We start from the raw sequence: 25,661 nt of genomic DNA on the forward strand, positions 1-25,661 counted from the left end.
GCGCTTGCGGCGTTGGCGCCTCGTATTTTTACGCCGCCGTTATCCTTGTCGAGATCGATCTTAACGCCAAACCTTTCGCATAGCTCGGTAATCACCGCTCCGCCTTTGCCGATAATCGCCGGAATAGCTTTTGGATCGACGCTAAAGTTTTCAAAACCCGGTAGAGCCGACGAGTTGATAACAATCTCGTCGCACGCGCTTTGCATCTTTTCAAGAATGCTTAACCGCGCGACGCGGGCGCGTTCCAAGGCTTCGGCGAGCAAGTTTAACGGCAGACCGCCGAGTTTAATATCCATTTGCAAGGCGCTTACGCCGTCTTTTGTCCCCGCGACCTTGAAATCCATGTCGCCGTCGTGATCCTCAAGCCCCGTAATATCGGTCAAAATCTTGTAACGATCGCCCTCGGTCATAAGCCCCATCGCAACGCCGGCGACGAGTTTTTGAAGCGGAACGGCGGCGGCTTTAAGCGCCATTGTAGCTCCGCATACGGTAGCCATCGACGAGCTTCCGTTGCTTTCTAATATCTCGCTGACGACGCGGATCGCGTTCTCGTAAGCGGGATCGATCTGACACTCGATCGCGCGTTTAGCGAGGTTGCCGTGTCCAAGCTCGCGCCGCCCGGGCGCGCCGATTCGCTTCGCCTCGCCCACGCTGAAACCGGGGAAATTGTAGTGGAGCATAAACTTCTCAAACGATTGCGCTTTGTTGGTTAGTCGCTCCAAACCTTGCCGATCGCTATCGCCGCCAAGCGTTACGACCGCTAGCGCCTGAGTTTGCCCTCTTGTAAATAGCGCGCTACCGTGCGCTTTTGGCAGCAGGTTGGTCTCGATTAGTATCGGGCGAATCTCGTCCAAAGCGCGCCCGTCGGCGCGGCGATCGTCCTCCAAAACGCTTTTGCGGGAGAGAAAGCGTTTTCGCGCCTCGATCGCAAGCTCGACGCTTTTTGTATCGTCGGTTTCAAGCGTCTGCGCGGCGCGTTTAACTATCTCTTTCAGCGCGCCGCCGCGTTCGCTTTTGGACATACGAAACAGCGCCTCTTTGATCGCGCCGTCGTAATGTTCGGCGACATGCGCGGCGACTAATTCGTCGATTTGATCGCTCTTTAGCGCAAAAGATTTGGTCTCTTTAGCCGCGAACGCGAACGCGTCTTCGTATATTTTCGCCGCTTTGGCGACGTTTTCTTGCGCCAAAGCGATCGCTTCCAAGAGCTTATCTTCGGGCAATTCCGCTTCGCAAACTCTCAACGAGCTAGACCATACGGCGCGCATCTCGATCATTAGCAACTCTTCGGCGCTACCGCAGACAAATAGATCGAGAACGCTTTTTTCCATATCCGAAAGCGTCGGATTTACGACGAAACGATCGTCTATCAGTCCGATGCGAACCGCGCAAACCGTCTTTTTAGCCGGCAAAGAGCCGACAAACAGCGCCGCGCCCGCCGCTAAAACCGCTAACCGTTGCAAATCCGCGTCCGCGTCGCAACTTAAGACGGTAACCACGATTAAAACGGGCGTTGTAAGCCCTTTTGGAAAAAGCGGGCGAAGCGTGCGATCGATAATTCTCGCGGTCAAGGTTTCAAAATCGCTAGGCTTGTTTTCCCGTTTTACAAAACCGCCCGGAAACTTGCCCGCCGCGTAGGTTTTCTCAATATATTGCACGGTCAGCGGCAGAAAATCGTCGTCGCTCTCTTCGGCTTCCTCGTAGGTAACGGCGGCTAACAAGACGTTAGAGCCCTCTCTAAACCAGACCGCTCCGTCGGCTTGATTGGCGTATTTGCCAAACTCGTATCTCTCTTGCGCCTTTATAGGCGCGACGCTAACGACCTTCTCGTTCATAAATCTCCTTTTGGTTTTTCAACTTTGATCTCGCTTTTTTCGCGGCTAAAAGCGTTGATTAGCGCCGCCGCGTCAACGTTTTCAAGCGTTTGATAGTAGCTCTTAGCCTCGACGTAGTGCGGCATGCGATGAGGCAGATAAAGGTCGTCGATCAAGCTGTAAAGCTCGACGGCTAGATTTTCGGGAATTACGGGCAGGGCGACGGCGACTTTGGCGGGGTTCATAGCGAACACCGTTTTAAGCGAGACCATCAACGTAAGCCCCGTATCCGCCCCTTCGTCCGCTAACATAACGTTTTTGCCAGCCATATTTCTTAGCGGCGCGCCTTTGCGGTATTTGTAGAGATAGCTTAAAATTTTCTCGTCGTGTTTGCGTTTGGCTTCGCCGTATATGTAATCTACGCTAATATCAAAGGCGTTCGCTAGAAAGTGATTGATCACAATCTCTTCCGTTTCGCTTACTACGGAAATCCAACAGTCTTTATTGATTGGAGAGCAGATCGGCTCGGTAAAAATATACTCTAGCGAGCCGCCGATCGCTTTAGCTATATCGAAAGCGATCTGCGAGCCTTGATCGCTCATAGCTAAAACCTCCCACTTCTCCTTTTTCATCTGCTGGATCGGCATAACGGCGAGCAGTTTTTGAGCGGCGTCGGCGCGGTTTTCAAAGAGGATCATTGCGCTAAACTCGCCGCGCTTGAACCGCTAAGCAGCAGATATTTCAGATCGTCGTCTATAAAATGCACGCCCGCTCCCGCGAAAAAGTTGTCCGCGTCGGAGTTGAGAAAATTATCGTAGCCGCCATATACGGCTATAAACTTCCACGGCAGATAACGGGCGGTAAATCTTAGATGCGCGTTAGAGCCGCGAATATCGTTGATAGCGTTGAAGTCATACGCCTCCAACGAGAGTTTAAGCCGATCGTCGTCGCTGAAATAATCAATCCCCACCCCGCCCGTATCGCGTATCAGCCCGCCGCGCAGTAGCCAATTTTTGTAGCGCTTGCCAAGCTGCGCGTTTACCAGAAACTCCTCCTCGTCGCTGTGGAGCTTGGGCAAAATCGCTTTGCCCGATCCGTCTAGGCGTTTGATCAGCGGCGCGGAACTTACGCCCAGCATATAGTAATTTGTCGGATTTGGCAGGTAGGCGACCGCGAGTTCGGATTCGCCGAAGCGATCGTCAAGCATTCTGACGTAACCTAGATCGATCTGTAATTCGGCTTTATCGACCTTGCCGAACATGCCGTCTAGGCTTTCGAGCGTGTCGGTTCCTTTATCGAAGAAATTTTTCACGCTAGAGATCGTTACGCCAAGCGACGAGGCGTTATCCTCGCGCTCGCCGACAAGCGCGATCAGGTTGTCTTCAAGATCGGAAAACTTCTCTAAAATTTCGGGTAGTTTGGCGTTGATGTCTTTTCCCGTTTTGCGAAACTCCGCGCTTAGATCGTCGATCTGCGCCATAATTTTCGGCAGGCTTTCGTTGATCGTCTTGCCCGCTATTCTAAACTCCTCGCCCGCCACGCCGAGTTTTTCGCCCATATCTTTGAGAGAGGCGATCGCCTCTTTGAGGTTGGCTCTAGTCTCCGCGTCAAACGCCTCGTTTAGCCCTTCCATAAAATGCTTAACTTCCTCGACCGCCTCTTCAATCGAAGCGTAGCGTTTATGTTTTTCAATGCGATCGCCCTCTTGTAGTAGCCGATCCGAATCGCCGTAAAGGATATTGATCGCGTTGCCGCCAAGCAACGACTCTTGCGCTATAACCATAACGGAATCGGCGGGTATTTTATGCCCGTCGAAAATAAATAGCGTCAATACCACCTTGTTGCGATCTATCTCCATCTTCTCCAAATATCCCGCCTCCACGCCGTGAACCCTCACGACGCTGTTTATCTCCAATCCGATCGCGCTTGGAACTTCGGCGAATAGGCGGTAGCCGTCCTTTCCGAAGTTAGCCACGCTCGAAACCCTTGTGGATAGCAGTATCAACGCGGCGATTCCAATTAGCGCGAATAACCCGACTTTAGATTCCGCGCGCATTAACTTTTCTCGTTCGCATAAAGCTGTTGGCTAACCTCGCCAAAAGGAATTAGAATTAATCGCAAATAGATTATATCGTTAATTTTAGACGAACTGCTTCGCGAGCCGACGTTATACGGGGTAGTAGCCCGCTCGAAGCTCAGCTCGCTTTGCCAGCAGCCGCTTTTGTGGTTTAGCGCTACTCTCCAGCCGCGAGTTTGGTTTTCAAGCAGATCGCGCTCGTATCGCCCCGAAATCGCGTCGTTAGCGCTTAACCGATAGCCGATCGAGGCTTGCATATAGCGTTTAGCGACCTGTTTGCCCGTAGGATTTTCGTATAAATGCGTTAGCGCGTATTCAAAGTCGCTAATAGAGCCGCTAAAATCGGTAACGCTAGAGACGACCGCGCTAAGATCGTGCGAATAGCGAAGTTTATTCGTTAGGCTTTGATCGAAAAGTTTTAGCGTCAATTCGTTTTCCAGATCAAACCAGCTCGCGTTATCCTCGATCGACGCTATCTGATTGGCGCGGTGGGTTAAAAAAGCCCTTCCTCTTTTGTCGTATAAAAACTGCGTAAGGTTGAGCGAAGCGGTTTTGTATCCGCTTTGTTTCGCTCCAGCGTCGGTAAAATCGCGATCAAAATCGCCCGTAACGCTATGATAAAACGGATCGGACAGGGACGCGCTAAATCCTATCGTATGAAAAACGTCGTTATACGGCTTGGCTAACAGCGTAGATAGACCGAGCGTAAGCGTTTGGCGGTTTTCGATCCCGCTTTCTAGCTTTGTCGCGATCTGATCTAAGTAGCGAATTTGATAGCGCGACGTTTCTAGTTTTGCGTCAAAAAGCAGATAATCGTCAAAAAGCGGCAGATGATAGCTAATAGGGACGTCGATCTCGTAATCCTGCGCTTTGTTTCCCTCTTTTCGCGTAAAATTGCGCGCTCTCGCATCCGCGCTAATAAGCAGATTATCAAAAAATAGCGATCGGGCGAATAGATGCCCGTGCGCCTCCGGCAAAATCTGCGCTAAAGCGTCGTTTTTTAGCGGGTTTTTGTAGTTTTTGAAATAGCGCGAATATACGCCTAGATAAGCGTCGTCGCCTTTAAGAAAATAGTCGGCTTTATTGGTTATCAGCGCGCCGATATCGCGATCCAATTTGCCGCCGTCTAACGAGTGTAGATCGATATACTCTATATCGTTGTAATCTTGATAGTCTATTATTAAGCCCTCTTGCGTATTAGACGACGGCGAGGTAAAAATCCGCGATCGCTCGTAAATAAGATCGCCGCCTTGTTTAACCTCTCTTTCATTGACGTAGCGCCCTAAATACTCCTGTTTATTTTTGAACCTGCCAAGGTTGATCGCGCCTTTTGAATAGGGCGAATCTACCCATCGAAAATACAATCCAAGCCCGTCGCCTCTTTTATAGCGCGCTTGATCCCAAAACTCCAAATCCCACCAATCGCTCGGCGCTAAATAAAAGGGCAGCTCAAAACGCGTTCCGTCGTCTTTGGAGCTGCCAAAACGGGGAAACAAAAAACCGCTGCGACGCTTATCGTCAGTGTAGTAGCCAAAAAACGGCATATAAAAAACGGGGACGCGCCCCGCGTAAAAAACGGCGTTGCGAATTTCCACCCACTGCTTTTCCTGATCGTGCCTAGCCTCGCTAAAGCGAAACGACCAGTCGGGGCTCGCGGGCGCGCAACCCGAAACGCTGCCTTGTTTGATAGTCGATATGTTGCCATCTACGATCGCCTCGTTGCCCGCGAGCCAGAGCGGACTTTTGTTGGAAACGGTAAAAAAGTGATCGACCATTCCGTCGCGACCATTTGCGTTTTGCAGTTTAAGGTAATCCGCCAGCATAAGATCGCCGCCGATTCTCGAAAAATAGACGTTGCCAAATAGTTCGGCTTCGCCCGTATCTTGGCAGTAGATCAAGCGATCGGCGCGCATATAAGCGCCGTCCTCGCCGCGTAGCGACACGTCGCCTTCGGCGACGGTAACGTTGTTTTCGCTCTCTACGCTCGCGGCTATCAACTCGAAACGGTTTTCGGCGAAGAGGGCGCCGCAGACGCTTAAAAAGAGCCAAAACGCCCTAGGCATCGATCACGATTACACGCGAAAGCTTATCGTGCCATGTTTGACGCAGAGGATCGACAAACGCCCACGCAAAGCCGAGCGCCATACACAGATCGCTCGCGACCCGCATCAAAGCTCTAAGCAAAGCGATGTGAAACGGCGGCTTGCTAAGAGCGCCAATCTCTATAACGACTATTTTCTGCCACATCTTGCCGAACGTAGCGCCGTATAACCCCACGAAAGCCGTTTGATAAACTATGTGCAGCAGCGCGATCCATACGAAGTAGGAGTTAATAATCTCTATCTGTTCGATCGCGGAACTAGCGGCGCTAAGAGGCTCCCACAACGCGACGAAAACAATCGCTCCGATCAGCGCTTCGTCCAGCAAATACGCCTTGATCCGCTTCGGATAAGAGGCGATCGTAAGCTCCTCGCGCGCTAAATCCCGCTCTATCTTGTCCATTATCGCAAAGCCTGATAAGCTATATCGGTTCTATATTGCATGCCGTCGAAACTGATTTTATCGATCAGGTTATAGGCGTTTTCGCGCGCCGATTTAATATCGCCGCCAAGCCCCATGGCGATCAGAATGCGACCGCCGTTCGCGATAATCTCGCCGTTCGCGCCTTTGGTTACGGCGGCGAAAAGAATATGCGCGTTTTCGTTTTCCGCGCCCTCGGCTATGGTAATGGGCGCTAGATCGCTAGATTTATACGGGTAGTTTCGCGAAGCGACCACCACGCCGACCGCCTTTTTATCGCTAAAGCGCGGTTTAACTTCGCTTAGCCTGCCGATCGCCGCGTTATAAAAAAGCTCGATTGCGCTCGAATCGAGCAGCGCCATCAGCGCCTCGCACTCTGGATCGCCAAAGCGAACGTTAAACTCCAGCGTATAAGGTTCGCCGCCAACGACCATAATCCCGCAGAATAAAACGCCCGTAAAGGGCATGCCGTCGGCTTTCGCCGCATCGATTGTCGGCTTGATAATTCTCGCTTTGACCTTCTCGATTAGCTCCGCGTTCGCCAAAGGCGTCGGGGCATACGCGCCCATTCCGCCCGTATTGGGACCCAGATCGCCCGTTAAAAGTCGCTTGTGATCCTGACAAGCGGGCAAAACGACGAAATCCGTCCCGTCGCTAACGGCGAAAACCGAAAGCTCGAAGCCGTTCAAAAACTCCTCGATCACGACGCGCCTGCCCGCTTCGGCAAAGCTAACGCCGCTTAACATATCTTGCGCGGTTTCGAGCGCCTCTTTGGCGCTTTGGGCGATAATCACGCCTTTGCCCGCGCACAGCCCGTCGGCTTTAACGACGATCGGCGCTCTTAGCGTTTCTATAAATTGTTTCGCTTCGTTTATGTCGCTTGTTTCAATATATCTCGCGGTGGGAATCTTATTTTTGGCTAGAAAGTTTTTCATAAAGGCTTTGGAGCCTTCTAGCCGCGCCGCCGCTTTTGAGGGTCCAAAAATAACTAGGTTTTTAGCGCGAAAAACGTCCGTTACGCCCTTTACCAAAGGCTCTTCGCTGCCTACGACGGTCAGTTTAACGTCGTTTTTGATCGCAAACTCGGCTAACTCCTCAAAGTCGGCGATCGCCACATTAACGCCCAGTTTATCGGTCGCGCCGTTTCCGGGGGCAAAGTATAGTTTTTCGCAATTTTTATCGGCTCTTAACGCGCGCCCGATCGCGTATTCGCGCCCGCCGCCTCCAATAATCAACGCATTCATTGGCGTATCCATATAAGATTAAAAAAACCGAACGGGCGTTCGCGCCATCATCTTTTGGTCGCGAGTCAAAAAGAGAAGAAGCCGTTTGACTCTTTAGGGGCAAGTCCGCAAGGGTTATGCCGCACACCAAGCCAAAACAGAGTTCTTTATAACGCGCAACTATGTTCGACCCAAATAGGTAGCGGGTAGCGCTCCGTCCAGCGGCGTTATTATAGCTTACCCTTTTATAACTCTCTCGCCCGCTCGTATTTTTGATATATCTTAGCCGTATTTACGCCTCCTTGCGCGACGCGGCGTTTAGCGAGGACAAACTAAAGATCGGCGCGTTTGCCTTTACGTTTCGCCTTAGCGCTATAACGCGATAGTATGTTCGCTCTTTGACAAATCTTCGTATTTGGAATATATCAATTCTAGTAGTTTCGTATAATAATCGTAATCTAATAATTCGTCAAATTTGTAGTCGTCGGCGTTTTCAAAAAACCTTTCAATGGAAAATACCATCTCTTCGTCAAATTCCATCTCCTCTTTGGAATATCTCGTTTGATCCTGTTCGCCAAAACGACGGATTTGACGCTTGAGCGTTTGGGCTTTAACGACTAAAATATGCTTATTTGCGTTTATGTAATCTACGCCGCCGTCATACACCGCTCTATATTGCTCGTATTCTAACGCCATTTAAGCCTCCGCGCGATTTGGTTTGCGCTATTATAATTTGACCGCGCTTACTTAAGCGACGCGGCGAAGGCTACAGCCGCGTCTATATCCGTTTTGGGGCTGATCTGATAGGGCGCGAAAGGTTTTAGCGTTTTTGCCGCGCTTTGCCCTAGCGCTACGGCGCGCCAATCGCTTCGCCATTTTGTTTGAGAGAAGAAGCTCTTAACGGCGCTTGGGGAACTAAACACGATCGCCGCGTCGTTTGGTATGAGGTTCGCGTCGATCGCTTTAGAACGGGTTTCATATACGACGAAACTTTGGCAGACTACGCCCTCGCGCTTTAATATCCGCTCTAATTCGCCGATAACCTCGCGCGCGCGCGGGTAGCAGAAGCGAAGATCGCGATAACGCTCCGCGATCGCTTCGGCTAGACGATTGGCGCTAGGCTTCGGCGACTCTAAGCAAACCGCGTAGCCCAGCTTCGTCGCAAGCCGCGAAGTCGCCGCGCCGATCGAGAAAACCTTTAGGCTTTTGCACTCGCCGTTTAGCCGAACAAGCGCTTTTACGGCTTGCTTCGAGGTGAAAATAACCGCGTCAAAATCGCTCGCGTCGATCGCCGCGTCTAAAAAAACCGTTTCGATCGCAGGCAGATGAATCGCGCCTTTTACGCCCTCTAGCGAAAGCGTTACCACAGGGCGCGCCGTCATTTTCGCCCGCTTGCCGCTTGATTATCTTTCATAAAACTTACTCGCTAACGTTTTAATTAACGCCGTTTCATTATACCCCGCGCTTCTTTTCGCGCGAATTAGCGATCGGTCGCGCCTTACCAAACGCATCAATGCGGCTAAACGGCGCGTTAGCGCAAGTTATCAAGCGTCGTTACGACCTGACGCATTACGTTTTGAACCTCTTTAACGCTTTCTACTAGAGAATCCATCTCGGCGGCGTTGGAACTCATAGAGTCGGAGCTGTCGCCGATCGTTTGCACGACGGCGCTAATCGACGCGCTTGTTTCGGCGAGGCTCTTTTGCGTGCGTTCGGCTAACTTTCTCACCTCGTCCGCTACGACGGCGAAGCCGCGCCCGTGTTCGCCCGCCCGCGCCGCTTCGATCGCCGCGTTTAACGCCAAAAGATTGGTCTGATCGGCTATATCGCCTATAACGCTTAACACCCCTTTTACCTGCTCCGCGTCGCGGCTTAGCTGGATTAGCTTATCCGCGAGTTCGTTCTCTTTCTGGCTTGTCTCGTTGATCTTGGCGACAAGAACGCCTATGATCGTTTCGGCTCTGGCAAGGCTCTCCTCGCGCAAAGCTACGATCGCCTTTTCAAGCGCCTGCGAGCGCTCCATAATCGTTTGCGCGTCCGCCTCTTTCGCCGCTTCCATCTCCCCAAGTTTGCCGCCTAAGGCATTGATTCCTTCAAACAATTTAAGAACGTCATGCTCTACGCCGTCCGTTTCCACCCGCTTGTCAAACTCGCCGCGCCCAAACGCCTCAAAGGTTAGTAACGCGCGATCGACGAGGTATGATTGAAATATATCAAGCATTTTGTTAAGGCTTTTCGCGAGCGTGGATAAGAGCGGATCCGCCTGTTTCGCGTCCAAGCGGCAGGAAAGCAATCCCTTTTGCACCTGCTCCACAATCAAGATCGCCTGCGCGATTGTGAGCATATACTCCTGCGTGTGGCTTACGAAATTGTCCGCTACGCCGTAGATCGCCTTTTTCAACTCGCCGTCGTTTGGAGAGAGAATCGGCATGCGATTGCGTTTTAGCCTGATCAGGTCTTTGAAGTCGTCGAGCGCCTCCAAAGCGCCCTGAGAGCCGCCTTTGCGACCGGCGCTCTTAGCGACAAACACGATCGCCGCCGCAAATAGCAAGGCGACGCTTGCTATAGCGATCGTCGCCCCCTCGTAAATAGCCGCCATAACTGCCGCGAACGCGATAAAAGAGAGAATCGCGATTTTAATCGTTCTGCTCATTGTAGCGTCTTATAAAGCGCTTCCGCTTCGGCGATTTCGGCGCGGTTTGGCTTGCGCCTCGCCGAAATATAGGCTTTTTCGCCGTCGCAGCTCGTGGTTTGCATGATCGTCGCGTAAACCCAGTAAAAATCGCCGTTTTTCGCGCGGTTTTTTACAAAGCCCGTCCAGATGTCGCCGCTTTGGATCGTGTCCCACAGTTGTTTGAACGCCGCTTTTGGCATGTCGGGATGCCTGACGATATTGTGTTGCCTGCCGATTAGCTCCTTGAGCGAATATCTGCAAACTTTCAGAAAATCGTCGTTCGCAAAGGTTATTACTCCCTTTTCGTTAGTCTGTGAAACCAAAAAGTGATCGTCGCGCAAAACAATTTCCGCCATTGTCGCACCCTCCCTTTCGCGCTTCAGAGTTTGAGATAAGACATTCTAGCCCTAAAGCGCTAAATTAAAATTAGTATAATGTCGCGTTTAACTCAATAAAAAGTCGCTTCGTAATGACCAACTTTAAAGTTTTTTCCGGTTCGGCGCACCCTCAGCTGGCGGCGGAGATATGCGCAAATATGGATCACCCGCTAGGACAAGTAACAAGAAGCCGTTTCAGCGACGGCGAAATCGGCATTCAAATTAGCGAAAGCGTGCGCGGTCAAGACGTTTTTATTATTCAACCGACCTGTCCGCCCGCAAACGACAATTTGATGGAGATACTGCTTATGATCGACGCGCTCAAGCGATCGAGCGCCAACAGCATTATCGCCGTAACCCCCTATTTTGGTTACGCGAGGCAGGATCGCAAAGCCGCGCCGAGAGTGCCGATTACGGCTAAATTGGTGGCGAATCTGTTGGAAACGGCGGGCATAGATCGCCTCGTAACGCTCGATCTGCACGCGGGACAGATTCAGGGCTTTTTCGACGTTCCCGTAGATAACCTTTACGGCTCGGTGATCTTCGCGGAGCATATTTGTTCGCGTAACTTTTCAAACGCCGTTATCGCTTCGCCGGACGTAGGCGGCGTGGCGCGCGCGCGAAGTTTCGCCAAACGGCTCGATCTCGACATCGTTATCGTCGATAAGCGGCGCGAAAGAGCCAATCAAAGCGAGGTGATGAACATTATAGGCGACGTGCGCAATAAAGACGTGATTATGATCGACGACATCGTAGATACCGGCGGCACGCTGCTCGGAGCGGCGCTGGCGCTCAAGGATCGCGGCGCGAAAAGCGTTATGGCGTGTTGTTCGCACGCGGTGTTGTCGGGACTAGCCTACGAGAAGTTAGAAGCGGGCGAAATCGACGAGCTTATCGTAACCAATACGATCCCGCTTAAGCGCCCCAGCGACAAGATCACCGTTTTAAGCGTCGCGCCTCTGTTTTCTGAGGTTATGCGCCGAATCGTTAATAACGAAAGCGTCAACGGACTATTTGAATAGAGTATATCTTGACTAAGTCGCTCAACTTAATATAATTAGCGCTATTATTGCCTCTCGAAAGAGAGGCGCATAATGATTACGAGACGAAAGTTTTTGCAAATTGCGGGCGCGAACGCCGCGCTTGCCTACCTAACGCCAAGCGAGCTATTGGCGGCTAAGAATATACCCGCGACGCTTGCCATAGGCGCCACAAACTACACGTGGGCGGTGGCGCTGGTGGCAAACGCGGGCGGCTATTGGCTGAAAAACGGGGTGGATATTACGGAGCGCGATTTCACTAACGGGCGCGACGCGATGCAAGCGATGCTATCCGATTCCGCTACTTTTTCCACCACTACGGACACCCCGCTGGTATTTTCGTTGTTGCGCGGCATTTCGCTTCACGCCGCGCTTGACTTCACTCGCCACACGCGAGATATGGTTATCGCCTCGATCGAGGGGCGCGGCGTAAGCGCTAACGATCCTCGATCGCTAAAAGGTAAAAAGATCGGAACGCCAAGCGGAACAAGCGGGCAGTATTTGGTTGCGCGCTACCTTAAATACGCGGGACTAAAAGACGGCGACGTAACGCTTGTGAATATAGCGCCAAGCGATCTGGTCAATACTCTGATTCGCGGCGACGTCGACGCTTTTTCTTGGTCTCTTACGGCGGCTAGAGCGGCGATCGATAAGAGCGGCGGCAAGGCGTTTTTATTAACGCAAGACGGATTTGAAAAGTTTTTCGTCTCTCATCACCTGTTGCTGACCAACGATCGGACTGTAGAGAAGCGCGGCGAACTGCTTGAGCGCGCCTCTAAAGCGTTTTTAGAAGCGCAAGAACGGATCGAGAACGATCCAAAATGGGCGGATCTGATCGCAAGTCGCGTTCGTATCTCTTCCGACGAAATTTTGAAATCTTCCGAAAACCTTGATTTTCGCGTCGGTCTGGACTCGCGATTGTTAGACGATCTGGTAATAGAGGCGCAGTGGGCGATCGAATCTAAACTTTCGCCGGAGCCAAAAGGCGATTTGCGTAAGATTTTGCGCGACGCGATCTACGAAGCGCCGCTCAAAAAAGTCGCTCCAGATCGCGTTAATTTGGGATAGCGCTAAGGAGGTTTGAAGCCGCCTTTAATAGATCGCCATCCTTTTTTTTCGTCGCGGAAACGACATGAAATGCCGTTTTTGATAAAGCGCGCGAAGTAGGGCGGCTTCGCTCAAATAGCATAATAAAGGGGGCGATATGCCTAGTTTATCGTTGTTTTATGGCAATTTTGACGTATTACGAAGCTGGCGAAAGACATAACAAACCGCATATTTACGCTGAATACGCGAGCGAGTAGGTTTCAGTTTCGTTTTGCGGCGAAATATCGAGTAGTTTCTGCGGCTAACTTGGCGACGTATCCTATTTCAAAACCGCTCGCGCCGTCAATACCCGCGTTGAATGAGGACATTGCCCCCGAAGCGCTATATGAAACGTCGCAAAGCGTAATTAAATCAACTTAAGGCGCGATCGCGCTACAAATTCTGATCATATATTGCTCTTCGCGTCGTTTCCAATCGCTGTTTTACCCGCGCGATCGCAAGGAGCGCGACAAAGCTATCAAACGGCAAGCCAACCGCCGCCGACGTTTCAATGCGCGTTATACCGCGTCTTTCTCATTGTCGTTCGCCTTTGCCGCTTTGGGTTTTCGTCCAATTTTTTGGTCAAAGGCGTATCTAAGCGAATATCCATCGCCAGATCGCGGTTTAATCCTATTGTCATTCCCGCGAAGGCGGGAATCTATGATAACAATCATAAAAAGATGGATACCCGTTTTCACGGGTATGACGAAAAGGGGACGCAGGAATGACGAGAGAGAATGACGGGGGTATGGATATCCGCCTATGCGTATGACGGGAATGGGTTCCCGCCTGTGCGGGTAGGCAAAGAAGGTCGTCATTATGGACGCATATCATAATCGCGCAAATGCTTACACAAAATTAGGCAATCTAAAAAGCGCCGCAGGGGACGCTCGCAAGGCGTGCGAACTTGGCGAATGCGATTTATTACGATATATGGGAGGAAAATAAACGATTGCGCGACTAACCGATTAGTATAGTCGCAAAAAAACGCCCGAAATCTAGCTCCCAAAAACCGCTTACGGTTTTGGGGCGAAAAAATCTACTATCGCCCTACTACGAACTTGTGGAAATCGCTATTTATTTAGGTAGCGAAACCTCTGTTAGCCAGAGGGCGAATAACAAGCGCCTATTAGACCTTTAGCGTTTATCGGCAATCGCGGCGCAAAAGGCTATTATTGGTTTTTGACTCGATCCCAAACAAGCGTCGCTTTGCCGTCGACCTCCTCGATCGCGCCCATACCGACAATGTTGTAGCCCGCATCGACATAGTGAATCTCGCCCGTTACGCCGCTTGCGAGATCGCTTAATAGATACATCGCGGCGTTTCCCACCTGATCGATCGTTACGTTTTCGCGCAAAGGCGCGTTTGCCTCGTTCCATTTCATAATCATTCTAAAATCGCCGATACCGGAAGCGGCTAACGTGCGAATGGGTCCCGCGCTGATCGCGTTTACGCGAACGCCCTCCTCGCCCAAATCCGCCGCCAGATAGCGCACGGAGGCTTCTAGCGCCGCTTTTGCCACGCCCATTACGTTGTAGTGAGGCACTACCGCCACCGCGCCTAAATAGGTCAGCGTCAAAACGGAAGCGCCTTTGTTGAATACGGGCAACAACCTCCGCACCGTTTCTATTAGCGTATAAACGGAGGTTTGCAAGGCGATATTAAACGCCTCTTTGCTCGTGTCTATAAATCGTCCGTCCAGCGCCTCTTTTGGCGCGAACGCCACCGCGTGAACGAGAAAATCGATTTTGCCCAAATCCCGCTCGATTTTCTCGCGCACCGCGTCGATCTCTTCGCTAGAGCTTGCGTCCAGCCTATAAACATACCTACAATCAAGCTCTTCTGCAATCGGGCGCACTCGCTTTTCAACCTGCTCGCTAAAATAGGTCAGCGCAAACTCGCCGCCCTGTTTTTTGATCGCCTTAGCGATTCCGTAGGCGATCGATCTGTTGTTCGCCACGCCTATGATAAGCCCTTTTTTTCCTTGCATAATCATTGCCGTTCTTGTCCTTTTTTGATTTTGTCGGCTATATCTAAAAGCGCGCAGAAGCGTTCGCTAATCCAACTTGCCGTTCCCACAAGCGCCCCGTCCACGTTATCTAACGACAAAATCGCTTCCGCGTTATCAACTTTGACGCTACCGCCATAAAGCAGCGGCTTGTCGCATATATTCTTAATCGCGCTATGCACCGAAAGAATATCGTCGCCTGTCGCGGCTTTGCCCGTTCCGATCGCCCACACGGGTTCGTAAGCCAAAACTAGGCGCGGATAGCTTAGGTCTATGCCGTCAAGTTGGCGCTCTATATAGGTCATAACCGCGTCGAAACCCGCCTCTTTGATCTCTAGCGGCTCGCCTACGCAGAAAAATATCTCATAGTCTAATCCGGCGAAGTATTCAAACTTTCGCTTCACGAGATCTAACCCCTCGCCTAAAATATGGCGGCGCTCGCTATGCCCGATCAGTATGGCGCGGACGGCAAACTCGTCAAGTTGCTCCGAACCTATCTCGCCCGTAAAAGAGCCGTTTTCCGCAGGCCAAGCGTTTTGCGCGCCGACGGTTATATTGCCTCTCGAGGCGCATAACGCGGTTGCAGGCGGAAAAACTACGGCGCGATCCGTTATGTCGTTTTGAGCGATATAGCCGCCTACGGCGTCGAGATAGCCTTGGACGCTGACTCTCGTATGGTTTGTTTTAAGGTTGGCGGCTACGATCATTGCCCCTCCTTGATTTCCAACGCCTTAACGCCGGGCAAAATCTTACCCTCCAAAAGTTCCAGCGACGCGCCGCCGCCCGTGGATATAAAAGTCATTTCGTCCGCGTCGTCCGCTCTTTGCACCACGTCGGCGGTATCGCCCCCGCCTACGATCTTAGTAGCGTGGCTTTCGGCGATTCTGTGCGAAATCTTAAAGCTGCCTTTGGCGAATTTGTCGATCTCGAAAACGCCCATAGGTCCGTTCCAAAGTATCGTTTGCGCTCCGTCTAAAACCTCCCTAAACAGCCGCGTAGTGGCGGGTCCTATATCCAAGCCTTTCCAGCCGTATGGAATCTCTTTCGAGGTCGTGTAGATCGTAACGGCGTTCGGGTCGATCGACTGTGCGCAAACCACGTCCACAGGCAGGTAGAACTTTACGTTTCGCTTTTTTGCCTCGTCGAGAATGCGAAGCGCGTCGGGAATTAGATCGTCCTCGACAAGCGAATCGCCCACCTGCTCGCCTAGCGCTTTTAGGAAGGTAAATGCCATGCCGCCGCCGACGATAATTTTATCCACCTTTTGGAGCAGGTTTTCTAACGCCTGAAGTTTGCCCGAAACCTTGCTGCCGCCGATTACCGCGATAAACGGGCGCGTGGGGTGTTGAAGGGTGCGATCAAAGAAGTTGATCTCTTTGTTGAGCAAAAATCCGGCGGCTTTCGCGTCGTCGGGGAAAAACTTGGTGATCGCCTCCACCGAAGCGTGAGCGCGGTGGCTTACGCCAAAAGCGTCGTTGATATAAACGTCCGCCATATCGGCTAGTTTTTTGGCGAATTCGTCGTCGTTTTTCGTCTCGCCCTTTTCAAAGCGAAGATTCTCTAGCAACAAAATCCCGCCGCTTGCCAGCTCTTTGGATTTTTTCGCCGCGTCCGCGCCGACTACGTCCGTAGCCAAAATCACGTCGCGCTTCAAAAGCGTTTGAAGCCTTTTAGCGACCGGAGCAAGCGTGTATTTAGCGTCAAACTCGCCCTTTGGTCGCCCGCTATGGCTGGCTAATATGATCGCGCAGTTGTGATCCACGCAGTAGTTGATCGTAGCCAAAGCCGAACGGATTCTGCGATCGTCAGTTATGTTGCCAAATTCGTCTTGAGGCACGTTAAAATCGCAACGGATAAAAACTTTTTTGTCCGCAATTTCAATATCTTTAATTGTTCTAAGCGTCATAGCAAACGCTCCTTTCAAAAGTTTGGATTTATGCGAACTCTAGCATACGCGCCGCGAAACCGATTTCGTTATCGTGCCACGCGCACACGCAAGCAAGCTCTCTAAGGCATAGCGTCAAACTCGTATCGACGATCGCGCTTTCCTTAAAACCGATTATATCCGTAGAGACTTTAGAATCGCTAACGACAGCGAGCGCGGCGTTTCGCGATCGCGTAAAAGCGGCGTTGATCGCTTCGGCGCTCGCGGCGTTTTTTAGCAGAAAGGTCGCCTGCATCATAGAGGCGTTGGGCGCGGGTATTCTAAGCCCGATCGCCGCCGCTTTGTCTTGGTAAAAAGCGTCGTATCTAATCAGGTTTTTCGCCGCGCTCGTAACGACGGGAATAATGTTGATCGCGCTTGCCCTACTCCTACGGCGCTCGTCGTTTCGCCCGTCTAACAGGCGCTGATCGCTTGTGTAGCTATGTATGGAAGTCCCCAAAACCGCTTTTACTCCAAAGTTCTCGTTTAGGACTTTGGATATGAGATAGAGCGCGTTTGCCGTGCAGCTACCCGCGCTTACGATCTCGGCGGCGGGAGCGCTAAGCGGCGGCGCTAACGCGACCGCACTATCGGCGCTTGGCGTAGAGATCACGACTCGTTTAGCCCCTTGATCGAGATATGGTTTAAGCTCGTCGTATTTCGTAAAAACGCCCGTGCAGTCAAAAACAACATCCGCGCCGCCAAAATCGCACGCTTTAGGGTTAGCGGCGCTGGAAAAGCGAAGGTCGCTTAGATCGGCGTTGAATCTTTTATGGACGGAGTCGCGTTCCAATAGATAGGTCTGCGTTTGGCGATCGGCTAGATCGTTGACGGCGATTAACCTATGCGTTTGCGACGCTAGAATCAATCTCGCGCACGCCCTGCCAATACGCCCAAAACCGTTAATCGCGATCGTAGCCAAACAACGCTCCAAATAAAAGGGCGAATTGTAGCGCATTTGGCTATACTTCGCGCTTTATTTACAAAAGGACGAGCTTGAGTTTGAACGAGAGATTAGAGACAATCGCCAAAGTTTTGGATCAAAACAAAGCGGAGCGCATAGAAAAATTTAACCTAGAAAGCAGCGATTATATGACGAGCGGCGTCGTCGTAGCGTCCGCGCTCGCGGATAAACATCTGATCGCGCTGGTCGATCATCTTAAATCGGCGCTAAAGCCGTTAGGCGAAGAGTTTTTGCATATCGACACAAGCGACGAGTGGGCGGCGATCGATCTGGGAGATATACTAGTACATATTATGAGCGAAAGCGCGCGCGATCGCTACAACCTAGAAGCCTTTTTGGACGAGTTCAAGAAACGAAAACTAGCCGCTTCTTTAAGATAGATCGTTACGATTTAGGCGATATACTAGCGCTTATTATGAGCGAAAGCGCGCGCGATCGCTATTGGCGTTATAATCGGCTTGCGCCGCGAGAGGCAATCTCGCTAACGCAACCTCGTCTATACGACATAGCCGCCGCCTAAGAGTTTATTGTCCTCGTAGAATACCGCCGCCTGACCGGAGGCGATCGCGAATTCCGGCTCGTCCAAAACCGCCTTGGCGCCTCCGTTTTCGTCTATCGTTACTACTCCGGGCTGTTTGTTGTTGCGATAGCGCACCTTGATCAAAGCGCGAAACGTTTTTTGCGGCGGCTCAAAAAAGAGATTTACCTTTTCAATATCAAACGCTCTTTGATAGATGCGACTCTTTGGCGCCACGACGATTTTGTTGTCTTCAGGCAGTATTTTTTGCACGTAGAGCGGCTCTTTCGCGCCGCCGACCGTAAAGCCGCGCCGTTTGCCGATCGTGTATTGCATATAGCCCTTATGCGAGCCGATCGTCTTGCCGTTTTCGTCGAGAACGTCGCCCGCTTGCTCCACGTTGAAATGTTTGCCGATAATATCGATATAGTCGGTCTCCACAAAGCATATTTCGGCGCTTTCGCGTTGCGTAGCCAAAAAGGCGAGTTCGGGTATCGCCGCCGCCATCTTTTTAACGTCGGGCTTGCGCCAATCGGCAAGCGGAAAAATTAGCCGCTTTAGCGTCTCTTTGCGCACGTTAAACAAAAAATAGCTCTGATCTTTGGTCGTATCGGTCGCTTCGTAAAAAAACTCCCCGTCGGTTTTGATGTAATGCCCCGTCGCCACATATTCGCACCCTAGACTATCGGCGAACTCCGCCAGCGCGCCAAACTTCAAATAACGGTTGCAGAAGGTGCATGGATTGGGCGTTTTGCCCTCTTTGTAGATGTTGATAAACGGCGTATAGACCTTTTGCGCAAACTCCTCGCGCTTATCTAAAACGTGATGGGTAAATCCAAAATACGCGGCGACTTTGCGCCCTTTTTCTATATTGGCGGCGTGCCTATCCTCGAAAGAGTGCATTTTCATATACGCGCCATGCACCTCGTAACCTTGCTCTAACAGCAGCTTCGCGCTCATCGACGAATCGACGCCGCCGCTCATAGCCACTAGAACCTTTTTCTTGCCGCTCACTTTATCCGCCTTTTGCTAGGATTATTTCAAGTAATCCGATTGGGATTAAATAATATTGCAATGTTAAGCCTTATTTGCTTACACTTTGCTTTTGAAATCTCAACAATGTTAATTGACAAGGAGGAAATCAATGGTGTGTATCTCCTCGAAGGGCGTGTATTCGCTCTCGGCGATGCTTTATCTAGCGCAACAGGGCGATAATCTCGTGCAGATAAAGGAGATCGCCGACGGCAGCAATATACCTCAAAACTATCTTGAACAGTTGCTGGTTCAGCTCAAAAAAGTGGGATTTGTAGAGAGCATTCGCGGCGCAAAAGGCGGCTATAAGATGGCGATTAGCCCCGAAAAAGTAACCGTGCTACAGATTCTCTACGCTATGGAAAGCGAGGGAATGAATCCCGAAAAATACGGGCTTGACTCGCCCGCGCTTGATATTTTCTGGGACGAGATCAACAGAAAGGTCGAAAATCTGTTCGCCGTTCCGTTGCAGGAGCTGGTCGATCGCGCCGCTAGGCTAAATGAAGCGTCAATGTATCACATCTAAACAAAAGGAAAACAGTGTCTAAAATCGCTACAAACGTTACCGATCTAATCGGCAATACTCCGCTAGTTCGCCTTAGCCGCGTAGGTAAAGGCTTCAATGTGATCGGCAAAGCCGAGTTTTTCAACCCCACGCACTCCGTCAAAGATCGCATAGGTTTTAGCATGATCGACGACGCGATTAAAAAAGGCGTCGTCGTTCCGGGTAAAACGATCATCGTCGAACCCACGAGCGGCAATACGGGGATCGCGCTCGCGAGCATTTGCGCGGGGCTAGGCATTTCGCTGACGCTGACTATGCCCGCGTCGATGAGCTTGGAGCGCCGACAGATTTTGGCGGCTTTCGGAGCGCATTTGGAGCTAACGCCGCCCGAACAGGGCATGAGCGGCGCGGTAAGAAGAGCCGAGGAGATCGTTAAAGAAAACGCGAACGCTATTATTCTTCAGCAGTTTGAAAACCCAGCCAACCCCGCGATCCACCGCTCTACCACCGCCGAAGAGATATGGCGCGACACGGACGGCAAGATCGATATTTTTGTCGCGGCGGTAGGCACGGGCGGCACGCTTACGGGCGTAGGCGAAGTTTTGAAGGCGAAAAAGCCGGAGATCGAGGTGATCGCCGTCGAGCCGCAAGCCTCGCCCGTGCTTAGCGGCGGCAAACCCGGACCGCACAAAATTCAAGGCATCGGCGCGGGTTTCGTGCCAAAAGTCTTGAATACGGGCGTATATAAAGAGGTTATACAGGTAGCCAACGAAGCCGCGATCGCCACGGCGCGTCGGGTGGCTAAAGAGGAGGGCTTGCTGGTGGGCATATCCTCCGGCGCGAACGTTTACGCGGCGCTGGAAGTCGCCAAGCGGGAGCAAAACAAGGGCAAAACGATTGTTACGATCCTGTGCGACACGGGCGAACGCTATCTTAGCGGCGGGCTATTCGAGTAAATAGATCAAACTAGCAAGCGCCAAGTTAGCTTATTGCTATAGCCCGATAAACTCGTAGAGGCTATTGTTTCTATTAAGAGGATCGGCATACGAGTTTGACGGCGATAAACATAAAACGCCTCCGCGCCCCAAAAAGCGCGGGGGGACAAGAGTTGTCCGCAAGCTATCGCCTAAAAGCGATGAAAGTATCTTAGATTTAAGTTGCGTCGAGGCGTCGCTATCCTTTCGAGACAAAAATTGATCTGGGCGCTTCGCGCGGCGCGCTACAAACGGCGGATAGAGAGAAAACGCCGCCTCGCGTCGGATTTTGGATCGCGAGCGATCGCCGAATAAACGCTTAAAATAGGCGGCGAAATTCGCTGAAGTTTCGGCAAATCGAGCGAGCGCGTAATTTTATCTTCGTTTAAGAGGCGATCGCGCCGCCGCGATTTAGCGCTTTGTCCGCTGGGTTTCAACGGCGGCGCAATAAGCGTTTTATCGAAAACGCCGCTCGAACCTTTATTGATGAAAAGGAGACGATCGCGCGGATCGATCGGCTAACTATCGTTCCGTTTTTGGCGCAAGACGAAGGGGAGAAAGCCGATTTACGCGCGATCGCCTCGATAAACAAAGCGTAGCGAGAGAAAAACGGCGCGTATCGCGAAGCGTTCAGGCGAATCGATATAGCCGCAAAATGACGCGGTATAAGAAATCCTGCCTTATCGAACCAAAGCCGCGACGCGCGCGAAAACGGCTTGGGATCGCGTTAAGAATGGAAGCGATCTAGCCCGCGAAACGAGCGATTTTCTATCGTTAACTTATCTTGGTATCGTTCCGAGCAATAGATTAAACGCGAATATATAATCATACGCCGCAAAAGACGGCGAGATTAAACGGGCGTTGATCGGTTATATTGAAACTATTTCCCGATATATTTAGCCTAACTAAAGTTATTTTTTGCCGCCGCCGCGAAAACGCCTAGAAAATAGCTTCGCCATAACCAATTAAGCGGCGCGAATTTGCCTTAAAACGTCTCGGCGGGCGGCATAATAAAAACGCCTAGAGTTTATTCGCGGTTTTTTGCAAAATCATCAGACGCTCGGCGATCGCGATTGCGCCGCCGTAGCGAACCTCTTTCGCAAGCTGTTTAGAAATATCCGTCAAATCGACGGGCAATATATTAAACAGCACTTCCGGACTCAAACGCGACTCCTCTACGCACCAGCCAAGCTCCTTTTGGCTTATATATTTCGCGTTTGCCATCTGGTGGTTACCCGCGGCGAAAGGATACGGAACGAAAAGCGCGGGCAGTCCGTTGGCGGTCAGCTCAAAGAGCGTTCCGGCGCCCGCCCTTGCCACCGCGAGATCCGCTTGCGTAAAAAGATCGACGAGATTGGAATTGAAAGCGAAAACGTCGGCGTCGACGGCGTTTTCCTCGTAGAACTTCCGCGCCTCTTCAAATCCGGAGCGACCGCACTGGTGAATAATTTTTACGCCGCGAGCGGTTAAAGCGGGCGCGACGCTCATAGCAAACTGATTGATCGCCTCCGAGCCTTGCGATCCGCCGAGAAAAATAACAGCGTTGATTTTCGAGCGAACCCGCGCTTTATCGAAAAAAACGCGCTTTACGGGATAGTCGGCGCACGGGCTTAGCGGATCGAACGACGAGTAAAACGCCTTGCAGAAGGGCTTTAGCCTGCGATTTAACGCGCCGCTCACCGCGTTTTGCTCGTGGATTACAAGCGGGATTTTCAGGCTTGCCGCCGCGATCGCCGCCGGCGCCGCCGCATAGCCGCCCGCGCTAAAAACCGCCTTTACGCCCAACGCGGAGAGGCTTTTTCTGGTTCTTAGAACCAACCGCCCGTTGTTTAGCAACGAAAAGAGTTTGCCTAATCCCTTTCTATTCATTACGCCTTTGCTTGGCAAAAACATCTTGTCGATAAAACCGGAATCCTTGCCAAACCACGCGCGATCCTGCCCGTGATCGGAGCCTATAAAAAACGGTTTAACCCCTTTGGCGTTAAGCGCCTCTTTAACAGCCGAAACGACGGCTAGATGTCCGCCCGTTCCGCCGCCCGTTAAAACTATCATAGTTTCGCTTTCTTGCTAATCATAAGCGCCATTCCGATCGCTACGGAAAAGGCGGTAAGCGACGCGCCGCCGTAGCTTAGAAACGGCGCGGATATGCCTTTTATCGGTATTAACCCCGTCGCGCCAAGCGCGTTCATTAAAAATTGCGATGCAATCATCACTCCGATTCCTATGCTAAAAAGATAGAAAACTGGATTATCGCTTCTATTGGCGATTTTGAATATTCTATAAATCACAAGCAAGATCAATAAACTTACAAGCGTTATTCCAAATAATCCCGTTTCTTCGGCAATCCCCGCGAGCGCGAAATCGTTATGCGCATCGCTAAGGAAACCTAATTTTACCACGCCAGCCCCAAGCCCCGATCCCATTAGTCCGCCGTGATGGATCGCGTGCGCCGACTGGATAACCTGAGAAGCGGGGCTAACGGCGGAAGCGTCAACGCGCAAAGCGTTCGCTATAAAATCGGGAAACAGCGAGAGAATATAGTCCTGCGCGCTGCTCCACCACTGCAACACGCGATCGATTCTATGCCGCGCTTGCAATATCAGCGCAAAACCGACAAACAACGATGACCCTATTAAAACGGTAAAAACCTTAACGCTAGAACCCGCAAAAAAGATCATCAGGCTCATCGTGCAACCAATCACTATCACCTGTCCTAGATCGTTTTGCGTTACGGCGATCAGAACGATCGCCACGACAAAGATAGCCGCGTAAGGCGCTATCGCGCCCAGCTCTCTAGCAAAGGTAAACTGCTCTTTGCCCGTTTTGGGGCGATAGAGTTTTCTAGTCAAGCTCCACGCCAGAAAATAGACGAAGCCTACTTTGAAAAACTCGACGGGCGTAACGCTAAGCGATCCGAATCTAATCCACCGCCTAGCGCCGTTTATGGCGGGAACGATCGATTCGGGCATAAACGGCATAAAAAACATCAGCGCGAAAAAGAAAAAAAAGATTCCAAAGCCGATTTTTGACGCCCATCTGTCCGGATCAAGCCTCGCGAGCCCCCATATCAAAAACAACGAAACGCAAGCGTATAGACCTTGCCTAAGAAAGAAATAGTAGTGCGGCGCGCCGATTCGCTGCGTCAGGTAAAGCGGCAGCGAAAGGGCGAACAGCACGCCCGCGAAGATCAACGCGGCTGTATAGATAAATAGATAACGATCGCTCAAGTTATTTTATTGTCGCAACGTAACGACGGGACCTTCCGCGGTCCTCTCCAAATCGTAACGATACGACTTGTCCAGAAAAATCACGACGCGATAGCTTCCCGTATGCCGCCCGATCGACGCTCTTTGAAAAGTTCCGTTCGGATTTAACGGCAAAGAGAGGCTTTGCACGGCGGCGGCGCGAGAGAAATCCAAAACCAGTCTCGCGGGATTTTCCAGCGCGAAATCGCGTATTAACGGATCGGAGGTTTTAAACGCGATTGCTTTATCGTCGTATTCAAGCGTCAAAAAGTCCATCGCCTTAAAACGCGCTATGCTTGGCAAAGCGGCGCTAGCGCTAAGCGTTCCAGCGCCAACCGCCGCAAGCGCCCGCAACTCGGAGAGCGAGCGGTTTTTCGCCGCTTGCGCCGCCAGAGTTCCGCGCTCGTTTTCGGCTATTTTTACGCCGTCTTGACCAACTATAGCGTTAATCGCGGTTTGGTTGTCGGTAAAGATAGCCCAGCTTAGCGGGCTGTAGCCGTGCGCGTCGATCGCGTCCGCGCGCGCGCCTTTAGCCAAAAGCGCGCCGACCGTCTCCTCGCTTTTGAGCAGGATCGCCCACGTAAGCGGGGTCATTCCTTCGTCGTCGGTAAGCTCTAGGTTCGCCCCCCTTTCGATCATCTTTAGCGCCAGATCGTTTTGAGCGGTTTTGATCGCGTATAGCAAAAGCGGGTGTTCGCCCACCGCGCCCAAGTTTGGATTGGCGCCTGCGTCTAGTAGCGAAAGCGCCATTCGGCGGTAATCAACGCCTGTTATCCCCCCTAAAACGGCGATTGTCAGCGGCGAGGGAAACTCCGCGCCGCCGATATTTGGATTTGCGCCGCACGCGAGCAGGGCTTTGGCGCTCTCTAGCGCCCCCTCTTGCAGCGACAAGACTAGTAGCGGAATCCTATGCGCCGCCGTCGCTTCGTAATTAGCGCCCGCCTTGCACAGCCGTTCGATCATAGAGCGATCATTGGCTTGCGCGGCTATCGCCAAAGGCGAAAAACCTCGCCCGTCAACGGCGTTTGGATCGGACTTTTTGCCTTCAATATGCCGCCTTAGCTCTTGATCCAGCTCCTCGATTGTCTCTACGCTCGCGTCGGGCGACCCGGCGGCGGCGTAGTAATCAATCAACGTCGCCGTCAGCGCGTTTTGCGCGGGGAGGATTTTTTCGTTTTGAGCGGTTTCGTCCTCGCTTGGCTCGATCGTTACGCCGTGCGGACGAATGCACGCGGACAACAAAAAGCCTAACGCGATCAGCGTTCCTAAAACTCGCATTACTCTTCTCGTTCTTTGCGGGATCTATAATAGCTCAACACGGCGAAAACCGCCAGAGCGACTATAAGCCCAAACACGCCGCCAACCAGCGCGGCGGCGGCGATTGCCAACACGGTCGCCGCGTTGTCCCACGCCCAATTCGACGCGAAACTCGCCGCTTTGCTAACGTATGGCGCAGCGCGTTTAGCGCCGTTTTTCGCCCAATTCCACGCATTTGCGAACGCTTCCTCGCAACGTTTTTTGCCCCCTTGAGTTTCGCCTCCCTTTTCCGAAGCCGCGCCGTCAAGCTCCGCCGCTTGCGGCTTTACTTCTTCGCCCTCGCTCGCCGTATTTTGCTCAGCTTGTTCCGATCTTTTCTTTGGCATTTCCTATCCTTGTAATGTAATTTCGTAAATTGTAGCG

Annotated in this window: 24 protein-coding genes and 1 pseudogene; 6 read left to right on the top strand and 19 right to left on the bottom strand. The window is 51.7% G+C overall.

Annotated features, from left to right (window positions below):
• From LBF86_03185 to LBF86_03230, 10 genes and pseudogenes are all read right to left on the bottom strand, one after another.
• Positions 1 to 1,835: polyribonucleotide nucleotidyltransferase (locus LBF86_03185; GenBank protein MDR0664506.1), on the bottom strand; the 1,835-nt coding region annotated here is incomplete at its 3' end.
• Entirely contained in the window at positions 1,832 to 2,512 is a 681-nt protein-coding gene (locus LBF86_03190) for a phosphoribosyltransferase (GenBank protein MDR0664507.1), read from the bottom strand. The genes LBF86_03185 and LBF86_03190, both read right to left, overlap by 4 nt.
• The gene (locus tag LBF86_03195) at positions 2,509 to 3,870 is read right to left on the bottom strand and encodes an MlaD family protein (GenBank protein ID MDR0664508.1); all 1,362 of its coding nucleotides are present in this window, start codon (positions 3,868 to 3,870) and stop codon (positions 2,509 to 2,511) included. The genes LBF86_03190 and LBF86_03195 overlap by 4 nt, the downstream gene beginning before the upstream one ends.
• On the bottom strand, positions 3,870 to 5,954 hold the full coding sequence (lptD, locus tag LBF86_03200; protein ID MDR0664509.1) for an LPS assembly protein LptD: 2,085 nt from the start codon (positions 5,952 to 5,954) through the stop codon (positions 3,870 to 3,872). Before lptD ends, LBF86_03195 begins: the two co-directional genes overlap by 1 nt.
• Positions 5,947 to 6,393, bottom strand: coding sequence for an RDD family protein (locus tag LBF86_03205; protein MDR0664510.1), 447 nt, complete (start codon positions 6,391 to 6,393; stop codon positions 5,947 to 5,949). Before LBF86_03205 ends, lptD begins: the two co-directional genes overlap by 8 nt.
• Complete coding sequence (gene purD / locus LBF86_03210; GenBank protein ID MDR0664511.1) at positions 6,393 to 7,655, bottom strand: phosphoribosylamine--glycine ligase; 1,263 nt, start codon at positions 7,653 to 7,655, stop codon at positions 6,393 to 6,395. Before purD ends, LBF86_03205 begins: the two co-directional genes overlap by 1 nt.
• Before the next feature lie 351 nt (positions 7,656 to 8,006).
• Positions 8,007 to 8,330: a hypothetical protein gene (locus LBF86_03215; protein ID MDR0664512.1), complete on the bottom strand. Its 324-nt coding sequence runs from the start codon at positions 8,328 to 8,330 to the stop codon at positions 8,007 to 8,009.
• Between the two features lie 47 nt (positions 8,331 to 8,377).
• Entirely contained in the window at positions 8,378 to 9,016 is a 639-nt protein-coding gene (locus LBF86_03220; protein ID MDR0664513.1) for a uroporphyrinogen-III synthase, read from the bottom strand.
• Between the two features lie 203 nt (positions 9,017 to 9,219).
• Positions 9,220 to 9,525: pseudogene (locus LBF86_03225) on the bottom strand (methyl-accepting chemotaxis protein).
• 758 nt (positions 9,526 to 10,283) lie between these two features.
• Positions 10,284 to 10,664 (bottom strand): PAS domain-containing protein, encoded by a 381-nt coding sequence (locus LBF86_03230; GenBank protein MDR0664514.1) that lies wholly within the window; start codon positions 10,662 to 10,664, stop codon positions 10,284 to 10,286.
• 113 nt (positions 10,665 to 10,777) lie between these two features.
• On the opposite strand from LBF86_03230, the gene LBF86_03235 reads away from it, so the two are divergent.
• Both LBF86_03235 and LBF86_03240 read left to right on the top strand, forming a co-directional pair.
• On the top strand, positions 10,778 to 11,707 hold the full coding sequence (locus LBF86_03235; GenBank protein ID MDR0664515.1) for a ribose-phosphate pyrophosphokinase: 930 nt from the start codon (positions 10,778 to 10,780) through the stop codon (positions 11,705 to 11,707).
• 72 nt (positions 11,708 to 11,779) lie between these two features.
• Complete coding sequence (locus tag LBF86_03240; protein MDR0664516.1) at positions 11,780 to 12,793, top strand: NrtA/SsuA/CpmA family ABC transporter substrate-binding protein; 1,014 nt, start codon at positions 11,780 to 11,782, stop codon at positions 12,791 to 12,793.
• A gap of 1,190 nt (positions 12,794 to 13,983) precedes the next feature.
• Here the strand turns inward: LBF86_03240 and fabI are convergent.
• The 4 genes from fabI to LBF86_03260 are packed head-to-tail and all read right to left on the bottom strand — an operon-like array spanning position 13,984 to position 17,666.
• On the bottom strand, positions 13,984 to 14,808 hold the full coding sequence (fabI, locus tag LBF86_03245; protein ID MDR0664517.1) for an enoyl-ACP reductase FabI: 825 nt from the start codon (positions 14,806 to 14,808) through the stop codon (positions 13,984 to 13,986).
• Positions 14,805 to 15,527 carry a triose-phosphate isomerase gene (locus LBF86_03250; protein ID MDR0664518.1) on the bottom strand — a complete coding sequence of 241 codons (723 nt, stop codon included), beginning with the start codon at positions 15,525 to 15,527 and terminating at the stop codon, positions 14,805 to 14,807. The genes fabI and LBF86_03250 overlap by 4 nt, the downstream gene beginning before the upstream one ends.
• Positions 15,524 to 16,726, bottom strand: a complete 1,203-nt coding sequence (locus tag LBF86_03255; GenBank protein ID MDR0664519.1) for a phosphoglycerate kinase — start codon at positions 16,724 to 16,726, stop codon at positions 15,524 to 15,526. The genes LBF86_03250 and LBF86_03255 overlap by 4 nt, the downstream gene beginning before the upstream one ends.
• A 28-nt stretch (positions 16,727 to 16,754) precedes the next feature.
• Entirely contained in the window at positions 16,755 to 17,666 is a 912-nt protein-coding gene (locus tag LBF86_03260; protein ID MDR0664520.1) for a hypothetical protein, read from the bottom strand.
• An 80-nt stretch (positions 17,667 to 17,746) separates the two neighbouring features.
• Here LBF86_03260 and rsfS point away from each other — a divergent pair, with 80 nt between their 5' ends.
• Positions 17,747 to 18,088: a ribosome silencing factor gene (gene rsfS / locus LBF86_03265; GenBank protein ID MDR0664521.1), complete on the top strand. Its 342-nt coding sequence runs from the start codon at positions 17,747 to 17,749 to the stop codon at positions 18,086 to 18,088.
• A gap of 116 nt (positions 18,089 to 18,204) precedes the next feature.
• On the opposite strand, the gene mnmA is transcribed toward rsfS, so the two are convergent.
• The gene (gene mnmA / locus LBF86_03270) at positions 18,205 to 19,239 is read right to left on the bottom strand and encodes a tRNA 2-thiouridine(34) synthase MnmA (GenBank protein MDR0664522.1); all 1,035 of its coding nucleotides are present in this window, start codon (positions 19,237 to 19,239) and stop codon (positions 18,205 to 18,207) included.
• Between the two features lie 130 nt (positions 19,240 to 19,369).
• On the opposite strand from mnmA, the gene LBF86_03275 reads away from it, so the two are divergent.
• From LBF86_03275 to LBF86_03285, 3 genes are all read left to right on the top strand, one after another.
• Entirely contained in the window at positions 19,370 to 19,783 is a 414-nt protein-coding gene (locus LBF86_03275) for an Rrf2 family transcriptional regulator (GenBank protein MDR0664523.1), read from the top strand.
• Between the two features lie 23 nt (positions 19,784 to 19,806).
• Positions 19,807 to 20,718, top strand: a complete 912-nt coding sequence (gene cysK / locus LBF86_03280) for a cysteine synthase A (GenBank protein ID MDR0664524.1) — start codon at positions 19,807 to 19,809, stop codon at positions 20,716 to 20,718.
• Between the two features lie 437 nt (positions 20,719 to 21,155).
• A complete protein-coding gene (locus LBF86_03285; GenBank protein ID MDR0664525.1) occupies positions 21,156 to 21,335 on the top strand; it encodes a hypothetical protein in 180 nt (59 codons plus the stop codon).
• A gap of 421 nt (positions 21,336 to 21,756) precedes the next feature.
• Here LBF86_03285 and LBF86_03290 read toward each other — a convergent pair whose 3' ends face one another.
• The 4 genes from LBF86_03290 to LBF86_03305 are packed head-to-tail and all read right to left on the bottom strand — an operon-like array spanning position 21,757 to position 25,624.
• Complete coding sequence (locus LBF86_03290) at positions 21,757 to 22,788, bottom strand: glycosyltransferase (protein ID MDR0664526.1); 1,032 nt, start codon at positions 22,786 to 22,788, stop codon at positions 21,757 to 21,759.
• Positions 22,785 to 23,963, bottom strand: coding sequence for an FtsW/RodA/SpoVE family cell cycle protein (locus tag LBF86_03295; GenBank protein ID MDR0664527.1), 1,179 nt, complete (start codon positions 23,961 to 23,963; stop codon positions 22,785 to 22,787). The genes LBF86_03290 and LBF86_03295 overlap by 4 nt, the downstream gene beginning before the upstream one ends.
• Positions 23,964 to 23,969: 6 nt before the next feature.
• Entirely contained in the window at positions 23,970 to 25,259 is a 1,290-nt protein-coding gene (locus LBF86_03300; GenBank protein ID MDR0664528.1) for an AMIN domain-containing protein, read from the bottom strand.
• Positions 25,259 to 25,624 carry a hypothetical protein gene (locus tag LBF86_03305; GenBank protein MDR0664529.1) on the bottom strand — a complete coding sequence of 122 codons (366 nt, stop codon included), beginning with the start codon at positions 25,622 to 25,624 and terminating at the stop codon, positions 25,259 to 25,261. Before LBF86_03305 ends, LBF86_03300 begins: the two co-directional genes overlap by 1 nt.
• Positions 25,625 to 25,661 lie beyond the last annotated feature (37 nt).

This window comes from Helicobacteraceae bacterium (assembly GCA_031258155.1).
GTDB lineage: Bacteria > Campylobacterota > Campylobacteria > Campylobacterales > SZUA-545 > JAIRNH01.

Bases quoted from the DNA above. Each gene is read 5' to 3' on its own strand.
- LBF86_03190 (MDR0664507.1), bottom strand. From the start codon at position 2,512: ATGATCCTCTTTGAAAACCGCGCCGACGCCGCTCAAAAACTGCTCGCC.
- LBF86_03195 (MDR0664508.1), bottom strand. From the start codon at position 3,870: ATGCGCGCGGAATCTAAAGTCGGGTTATTCGCGCTAATTGGAATCGCC.
- lptD (MDR0664509.1), bottom strand. From the start codon at position 5,954: ATGCCTAGGGCGTTTTGGCTCTTTTTAAGCGTCTGCGGCGCCCTCTTC.
- LBF86_03205 (MDR0664510.1), bottom strand. From the start codon at position 6,393: ATGGACAAGATAGAGCGGGATTTAGCGCGCGAGGAGCTTACGATCGCC.
- purD (MDR0664511.1), bottom strand. From the start codon at position 7,655: ATGAATGCGTTGATTATTGGAGGCGGCGGGCGCGAATACGCGATCGGG.
- LBF86_03215 (MDR0664512.1), bottom strand. From the start codon at position 8,330: ATGGCGTTAGAATACGAGCAATATAGAGCGGTGTATGACGGCGGCGTA.
- LBF86_03220 (MDR0664513.1), bottom strand. From the start codon at position 9,016: ATGACGGCGCGCCCTGTGGTAACGCTTTCGCTAGAGGGCGTAAAAGGC.
- LBF86_03230 (MDR0664514.1), bottom strand. From the start codon at position 10,664: ATGGCGGAAATTGTTTTGCGCGACGATCACTTTTTGGTTTCACAGACT.
- LBF86_03235 (MDR0664515.1), top strand. From the start codon at position 10,778: ATGACCAACTTTAAAGTTTTTTCCGGTTCGGCGCACCCTCAGCTGGCG.
- LBF86_03240 (MDR0664516.1), top strand. From the start codon at position 11,780: ATGATTACGAGACGAAAGTTTTTGCAAATTGCGGGCGCGAACGCCGCG.
- fabI (MDR0664517.1), bottom strand. From the start codon at position 14,808: ATGATTATGCAAGGAAAAAAAGGGCTTATCATAGGCGTGGCGAACAAC.
- LBF86_03250 (MDR0664518.1), bottom strand. From the start codon at position 15,527: ATGATCGTAGCCGCCAACCTTAAAACAAACCATACGAGAGTCAGCGTC.
- LBF86_03255 (MDR0664519.1), bottom strand. From the start codon at position 16,726: ATGACGCTTAGAACAATTAAAGATATTGAAATTGCGGACAAAAAAGTT.
- LBF86_03275 (MDR0664523.1), top strand. From the start codon at position 19,370: ATGGTGTGTATCTCCTCGAAGGGCGTGTATTCGCTCTCGGCGATGCTT.
- LBF86_03290 (MDR0664526.1), bottom strand. From the start codon at position 22,788: ATGATAGTTTTAACGGGCGGCGGAACGGGCGGACATCTAGCCGTCGTT.
- LBF86_03300 (MDR0664528.1), bottom strand. From the start codon at position 25,259: ATGCGAGTTTTAGGAACGCTGATCGCGTTAGGCTTTTTGTTGTCCGCG.
- LBF86_03305 (MDR0664529.1), bottom strand. From the start codon at position 25,624: ATGCCAAAGAAAAGATCGGAACAAGCTGAGCAAAATACGGCGAGCGAG.